Annotated in this window: 5 protein-coding genes; 3 read left to right on the top strand and 2 right to left on the bottom strand. The window is 69.8% G+C overall.

The genetic code is table 11. The annotated features are described in order from the left end of the window. From ACZ4UV_RS46425 to ACZ4UV_RS46415, 3 genes are all read left to right on the top strand, one after another. The coding region (locus ACZ4UV_RS46425) for an MFS transporter (protein WP_467847436.1) at positions 1 to 936 on the top strand (936 nt) is incomplete at its 5' end. A gap of 147 nt (positions 937 to 1,083) precedes the next feature. Then, the gene (locus ACZ4UV_RS46420) at positions 1,084 to 1,605 is read left to right on the top strand and encodes a nuclear transport factor 2 family protein (protein WP_467847433.1); all 522 of its coding nucleotides are present in this window, start codon (positions 1,084 to 1,086) and stop codon (positions 1,603 to 1,605) included. Between the two features lie 39 nt (positions 1,606 to 1,644). After that, positions 1,645 to 2,040, top strand: a complete 396-nt coding sequence (locus tag ACZ4UV_RS46415; RefSeq protein ID WP_351712129.1) for an SRPBCC family protein — start codon at positions 1,645 to 1,647, stop codon at positions 2,038 to 2,040. Between the two features lie 87 nt (positions 2,041 to 2,127). Here the strand turns inward: ACZ4UV_RS46415 and ACZ4UV_RS46410 are convergent, their stop codons facing one another. Then, positions 2,128 to 4,752, bottom strand: coding sequence for an RICIN domain-containing protein (locus ACZ4UV_RS46410; RefSeq protein ID WP_351712131.1), 2,625 nt, complete (start codon positions 4,750 to 4,752; stop codon positions 2,128 to 2,130). Positions 4,753 to 4,864: 112 nt separating this feature from the next. Further along, positions 4,865 to 6,925, bottom strand: a complete 2,061-nt coding sequence (locus ACZ4UV_RS46405; RefSeq protein WP_467847427.1) for a beta-galactosidase — start codon at positions 6,923 to 6,925, stop codon at positions 4,865 to 4,867. Between the last annotated feature and the right edge of the window lie 9 nt (positions 6,926 to 6,934).

Genomic DNA, 6,934 nt, shown 5'->3' with positions numbered 1-6,934 from the left:
GCCCTCGTCGGCGTCGTCGAAGCCGCCATCATGACCTGCTGCACCACACTGATCGGCGACTACTACTCCGGCAGACAACGCGACCGCTACCTCGCCATGCAGACCATGTGTGCCTCCATCGCCGCCACCGCCTTCTTCGTCCTGGGCGGCGCGGCCGGATCGGCCGGCTGGCGGGCTCCTTTCTGGGCCTACGCCGCGAGCCTGCTCCTCGCCCCCGCCATGGCCGCCTTCCTGCCCAAACCGTCGCGGACCCAGCCCTCCGTCACCGAGGCGACCGCCCCCACGGAGCCGACCGGCCGAGGCGCCTTCCCCTGGAGGCCCCTGGCCGGGATCTGCGCGCTGACCGTCTTCGGCGCCGTCATGTTCTACACCGTCCAGGTGGAGATGTCCTTCCTGCTGGACGACATGGGCGTGACCGACACCGGCATCATCGGGCTGGCCATCGCGGCCTCCAGCGTCGCCACGGTGGTCGGCGCGGTCGTCTTCACCAAGTCCGGCCGGAGCCCGCGGTCCTGGCTGCCGATCGCCTTCGGGCTGTGCGCCGCCGGCTTCGCGGTGATCTGGATCGCCCCGAACCCCGTCGTGCTCACCGCCGGCGCCGTGATCAACTGCCTCGGCGGCGGCATCATGCTGCCGAGCCTGCTCACGCTCGCCCTCTCGAAGCTGGAGTACGCCGACCGGGGCCGCGGCACCGGGCTGTGGATCGGATGCTTCTTCACCGGCCAGTTCATCTGCCCGCTGGCGGTGCTCGCCCTCACCGCCGCCGTCGGCAGCCTGCCGAACGCGGTGGGCGTCCTCGCCCTGGCCGGAGCGCTCGGCGCCGCGGGGCTCGGAGCCGCCGCCCGCCGACTGCCGACGGCAGCCGCCCCCGTTCCGGCGGGGCGGACCGTGCCGGCGCCGGTCGTGGCCGACGCCTCGCCCGCCGGCGAGTCGTAGGCCATAGACCGTTCCGGTGGCAGTGACGTCACCCTTCCACGCCGAGGAGGCGGCGGGAGGGTGACGTCATTGCCGCGTTGCCATCCTGAACCCCGGTGCCCCGCCTCCCGGGCAACCGGCAGACTCTTCCGCACAGGAGTACAGAGCATGTCCACACCCGGTTCCGCCCGTCCGACGGCCGAGAGCGCGCCCGCCGCGGGGATGCCGAAGCCGCCGTCCGACCCCGCCGCCCAACTCCAGTGGCTGGTCGACCGCGCGGCCATCGGCGACCTGCTGATCGAGTTCGCCCGGGCGCTCGACACCCAGGACTGGGACGCGTACGTCGCCCTCTACGTGCCCGAGGGCAGCATGTCCCCGTCCGAGTCGATCCGGCTGGTGGGTCACGAGCAGTTGCGGGGCGTGGGCAGCAGCCGGCAGCTGGGCCGCTACCGGGGCACCTGGCACCTCAGCTCGAACCACGCCATCCACCTCGACGGCGACACCGCCCGCACCCGTTCCTATCTGCTCGGCGTGCACATGCTCGGCGAGGACACCTTCCGCCACGCGGACGGCGCCGGCTGGTACGACTGCACGCTGCGCCGCACGCCCGACGGCTGGCGGTTCGTCACGGTCCACGTCCACGAGGTGTGGAACGCGGGCGAACCGCTGCCGCATGCGCCGCGCCCGTAAGAGCGTCCCGAACCCCGTAGCCCCCGTAGAAGGAGCGACGTGACAACTCTGCGATTCGACACCCGCGTCGAGCAGGACCCCGACCGTGTATGGGCCGTGCTCACCGACGTGAACACGATCCCGCAGTGGTTCCCCGCTGTACGGGAAGCGTACTTCGACGGCGTCCACCGCCACCTGAGCACTCCCCAGGGGACGCTGAAGGCTCTCGTGGTCACGAAGAACGACGAACTGCGGCGGTTCCAGTACCGGTTCGTCGAGGGACTGCCCGAGCCAATCGAGTTCCACCTCGGCACCATCGACGTCCTCCCCGACGGCGACGGCTCACGGGTGGTCTACAGCCAGGAGATCCTGCCCGAGAGCCTGGCCCCGATCGTCGAGCGGGCGGTCGGCGAGGGAATCGCGGGCATCGCCCGGTACTTCGCCACACACCCCTGAGGAACGGAAAAACCCGCGCGGAGCACCGCTTCCCCTTGAAACGGTGCTCCGCGCGGTGCTGCCGTACCTACCGGCGTCCGCGTTCCGCTACTGCGGGACGATGCGGAACTGCTGGTTGGTACTGGTACTGGAGCTCCACTGGCCGAGGTTGGAGCCGCTGGAGGTGCGGCCCATGCCGTCCAGGTAGAGCCCGGTCGCGCGGTTCTTCAGCCGGACGTAGTCGCCCGACGTCACCTCCATCCAGTCCTGCGAGGTGGCGGTGCTGTCGGTCGCCTGGCCGGCGTTCGAGCCGTTGGCGGTGGCGCCCAGGCCGTCGAGGAACAACCCGGTGGTGTGGTTCTTGAGGCGGATCCAGCTGCCGTCGGGAACGACCGACCACTCCTGGTTCGTGGTCGAGCCGACCGGCCACTGGGTGACCGTGGAACCGCTGGTCGTGACCCCTGCCCCGTCGACGTCCAGCCCGCTGGTCCGGTTCTGGAGCTTCAGGTACGACGTGCTGGAGGAGGCGATCGCCGGGGCGAGCAGGATCTTGTCGAGGTTGGGGGCGTAGGCGGAGTTGTTGCCGAACTTGATGGTGTTGGATCCGGCGGTCAGGTTCACGTCGACCATCACGGACCAGTAGTTGGACCAGCCGCCGGAGTTGCGGAAGTACACGCGCTGCGCGGTGCCGCCGTTGACGGAGATGTCCGCGTACCGGTTGATGATGTTGTAGGTGTTGCCGCCGTCGCCGCGGTTGTCGCCGTTGGCGTAGGTGACGACCATGCGGTAGAGACCCGAGGACGCGGCCGTCACGTTGTTGAACGTGAGGCTGTTGGCCGAGCCGTTGCCGAGCTGGTCGACGTACTTGCCGCCCGACGCCGCGGTGTCGGTCTCGATCGTCGCGGTGCCGCCGAGGGTGTTGGCGGAGGCCTCCGCCTCGTAGCTCGCGGTCGAACCGGTGGTCGACGTGGTCACGTCGATCGAGTCGACGGCGATGTTGTCGCTGTCGTCGCTGGTGTAGGCGCCGTAGTTGATCCGGTTGATGCCCTGGTCGAGGTACATGGTGACCGTCTTGGTCTTCCACGTGTTCCAGTCCGCCGTGCCGGTCAGCGACAGGTCGGTCAGCTTGGACCCGTTCACCGTCACCCGGGTGCTGCGGTCGGTCGGGGCGCCACTGCTCGGTCCGGCCGAGTAGCGCAGCGTCACGTCGTAGTAGCCGGCGGTGGGCGCGCTGACCACGAAGTTGGTGCTCGCGTTGCTCGAACCGAGGTAACCGTCGACGTAGTAGGTGCCGGAATAGCCGGTGTTGGAGCCGTACGTCACCCGGGCGCTGCCGCTCAGGTCGGCGTACTCGGCCTCGTACCGGGTCGGCACGTCGGCGGCGGAGGTGCTGGTGGCCGGCGTGATGATCATCTGGTAGGCGGAGGTCGCCGTCATGCTCGGCACGGTGACCGTGATCTGGCCGTTGCTGACCGGGTAGTCACCCTCCTGCACGACGTACGGGCGGCCGGAGGCGGTGTCGGTCCCGGTGCTGTCCGTGCCCTCGACGATGGCGTGGACGGTGCTGCCGAGGTACGACGCGGAGCCGAAGCCCTTCACGACGACGTCGGTGCCGCCCGAGGTGCCGCCGAAGACGACCCGCGCCTGCTTCTTGGCGGAGTCGAGCGTGGCGATGCCCTGGAGGGAGCCGTTCTGGGTCGGCGGTGTGACGGTGACGGTGTTGCCGGTCATCTCGCCGTACCAGTTGTAGAGCCACCAGGCGCCGGTCGGCGCGTTGTTGTGGGTGGTCAGGCCGTTGAGCGTGCCCTCCGTGACCCAGTAGGCGAGGTCACCGCTGACCTTGGTGTTCTCCAGGCGGGTGATCCACTGGATGAGCTGGCCCGGGATTCCCTCGTCGCCCGAGGAGCGAGTGTACTCGTTGAGGACGATCGGGATCGGGGAGAGACCGAGCGAGGTCTCGATCGCGCGGTAGTTGCTGTAGTTGGTGTAGTAGTCGGTGAAGAAGCTGTTCTGGAGTTCGTGCCAGGTGATGACGTCGGGGACGACGTTGTTCGCCTTGGCGTAGGTCATGAAGTCGGTCATGAACTGGTTGTTGTAGACGCTGATGTTCGGACCGGCGATCTTCGTCGTCGGGTCGAGCGCCCGGATGTGGTTGTAGACCGTCTTCCAGTCGGCGAAGAACTGCTGCTCCGTCGTGGAGTTGGTGAACATCCCGCTGTACCAGATCCAGTCCGGCTCGTTGAACGGGACGTACACGTACTTGCCGTAGTTCGGGTCGGCCTTCACCGCGGCGACCATGGTGTCGATCTTGCTCAGGTAGTCGGTGAGGCCATTGTTCTCGTACGGCCAGTACCGGTACATGTCCTGGAGGTAGATCTGTATCTGCTTGGTCCCGGCGTTCAGGTAGTCGGGAGCCACGTCGAACGCGTCACCGCTGGGATGCTGGAGCCCGCCCTCCGGCTTCTGCGCCGCCTGCTGGGGGTGCAGGGGCTGGAGCAGGTTGTCGGTCGGTACGCCCGGGTTGCCCAGGCCGTACAGGAACCCGGAGGCACCGTGCGAGATCGCCCCGGTGCTCTGGGACAGATCGACGCCCAGCTGCGCGTTGGCCGCGTAGCTGGTGCCCGGGAACAGGAGCCCGCTGATCATGAGCGTGCCGGCCAGCAGTCCCAGTGCGGCGCGGCGTATCACCTTCGCGAGTGTGTGCCGCCTGTCGGCGGCCGGGGGTCTCCACATGGCTGTACCTCGTCCTTTTTTTCGTCGGCTCTGGGAGTCGGTGGAAGGGATAGGGGTTGTGTCGGTTCTGGGGGGTGGCAGTGAGTGGGTCCCGGTCCGTCGGCTCCCGGCTCTAGGAGCCGGCGGTGGGGACGTCGCGCAGGACCGCCGTTCCGTACGGCGGCAGGCGCAGGGAGCCGCCGACGTGGGCCGGGGTGTCCCCGGCCAGCAGGTCGACGGTCCGCGAGGGGCGGTCGCCGAGGTCGACGGTCACCTCGTCGGCGGTGTGGTTGAGCAGGAACAGGTGGTCGTCCCGGCGGACGGCCTCGACGCCCTCCGGGGTGTCCAGGACGGGCACGATGCCCGCGTCCGCGACGCTGTCCAGGAGGAGGCGGCGCAGGGTCTCCCGGTCGGGTGCGGTGCCAAGGTAGGTGGCGGTGCCGGTGCCGAAGCGGTGCCGGGTGGCGGCCGGTGCGCCCTTCAGCTCGCCGCCGGTGTAGGTGGCGAGGGCCTCGGCGCCGGCGAGGTCGATGATGTCCTGCCAGTCGGTGGCGGTACCGGTGTGGCCGGCGTGGCGCAGCCCGCAGCTGTCCCCGGGCTGCATGGGCGCGAACTCGTCGATGTCGATGCCGAGCAGCTCGCGGAAGGCGCCGGGGTGGCCGCCGGGCCGTACCCGGTCGTACTCGTCGACGATCCCGGAGAAGTACGACATCAGCAGGTGGCCGCCCGCGCGCACGTACGCGGTGAGGTTGTCGGCGGCGGCGTCGTCGACCAGGTAGAGGTTGGGCACGACCAACAGCCGGTAGCCGCTCAGGTCGTCGTGCGGGCGGACGAAGTCCGTCGCGATGTTGGCCTGCCACAGCGGGCGGTAGTGGTCCATGAGGCGGTCGCCGATCCGCAGGTCGTTGGCGGGGTGGTCGGGGCCCTCCACGGCCCACCAGCTCTCCCAGTCCCACACGATCGCCACGTCGGCCCGCTCGCCCACGCTGCCGCTCAGGCCGGCCAGCCGGGCCACGTCCTGGCCCAGGGCGGTCACCTCGCGCCAGGTACGGGTGCGAGTTCCGCCGTGCGGGACCATCGCGGAGTGGTAGCGCTCGGCGCCGGCCCGGGAGGCCCTCCACTGAAAGAACATCACCGAGTCTGCGCCGCGGGCCACCGCCTGCAGCGAGCGGGACCTCAACTGCCCTGCCGGGCGCGCGTAGTTGCGGCCGTCCGTGAGGTTGTTGCCGGTGGCGGACTCCAGCATCAGCCAGGGCTTGCCGCCGCGCAGGGAGCGCATGAGGTCGAAGTTGTAGGCGGCCAGTGCCGGGCCGTCCGGGTCCCGGGGGCCGGCGTAGATGTCGAGGGAGACGACGTCCTCCTCGGCGGCCCACCGCCAGTAGTCCAGGTGCTTGTAGGAGCCCATGAAGTTGGTGGTGATGGGCAGGTCGGGGCTGTACCGGCGGACGATGTCGCGCTCGGCGAGGTAGCACTCCAGGGCGGCGGCGTCGCTGAAGCGCTGGAAGTCCAGCAGCTGGCCGGGGTTCGGGCCGGAGATCAGCCGGGTGCGGGCGGCCGGCGTCCCGATGTGGTCGAAGGAGTCGTAGCGCTGTCCCCAGAAGGCTGTGCCCCAGGCGTCGTTGAGGGCGTCGACGGTGCCGTAGCGGTCGGCGAGCCATCGGCGGAAGTGCGCGAGGGAGGCGTCGCAGTGGCAGCCGAAGCCGCCGTACTCGTTGCCGATGTGCCACATGGCCAGCGCTGGGTGGGTGGCGTAGCGCTCGGCGAGCCGTTCGGTGATCCGGGCGGCATGGTACCGGAAGACCGGTGAGGACGCGCAGTACTGGCAGCGGGAGCCGAAGGCGATCCGGCGGCCCTCGCCGTCCACGGGCAGCGTCTCGGGGTGTTCGTGGGCGAGCCAGGACGGCGGTGCGGCGGTGGGCGTGGCCAGGTCGACGCCCACCCCGGCCTCCGCCAGCAGTCCCAGCACCTCGTCCAGCCAGCCGAACTCGTAGTGGCCAGGGCGGGGTTCGAGCTCACCCCAGGACCAGACGCCGACGGTGACCAGGTTTACCCCAGCCTCGCGCATCAGGCGGACATCCTCCCGCCAGGTAGCCGCCGGCCACTGCTCGGGGTTGTAGTCGCCGCCATAGGCAAGGCCCTGCAACCGCTCGCGCAGGCCGGCCAGACGCGCGTCGGCGAGGTCGAAACGGGACACGGAAGAGCT

This window comes from Streptomyces sp. NPDC028289, assembly GCF_055565975.1.
Note: the sequence above shows the minus strand (reverse complement) of the source record. Positions and strands in the feature narration are given on the sequence as shown.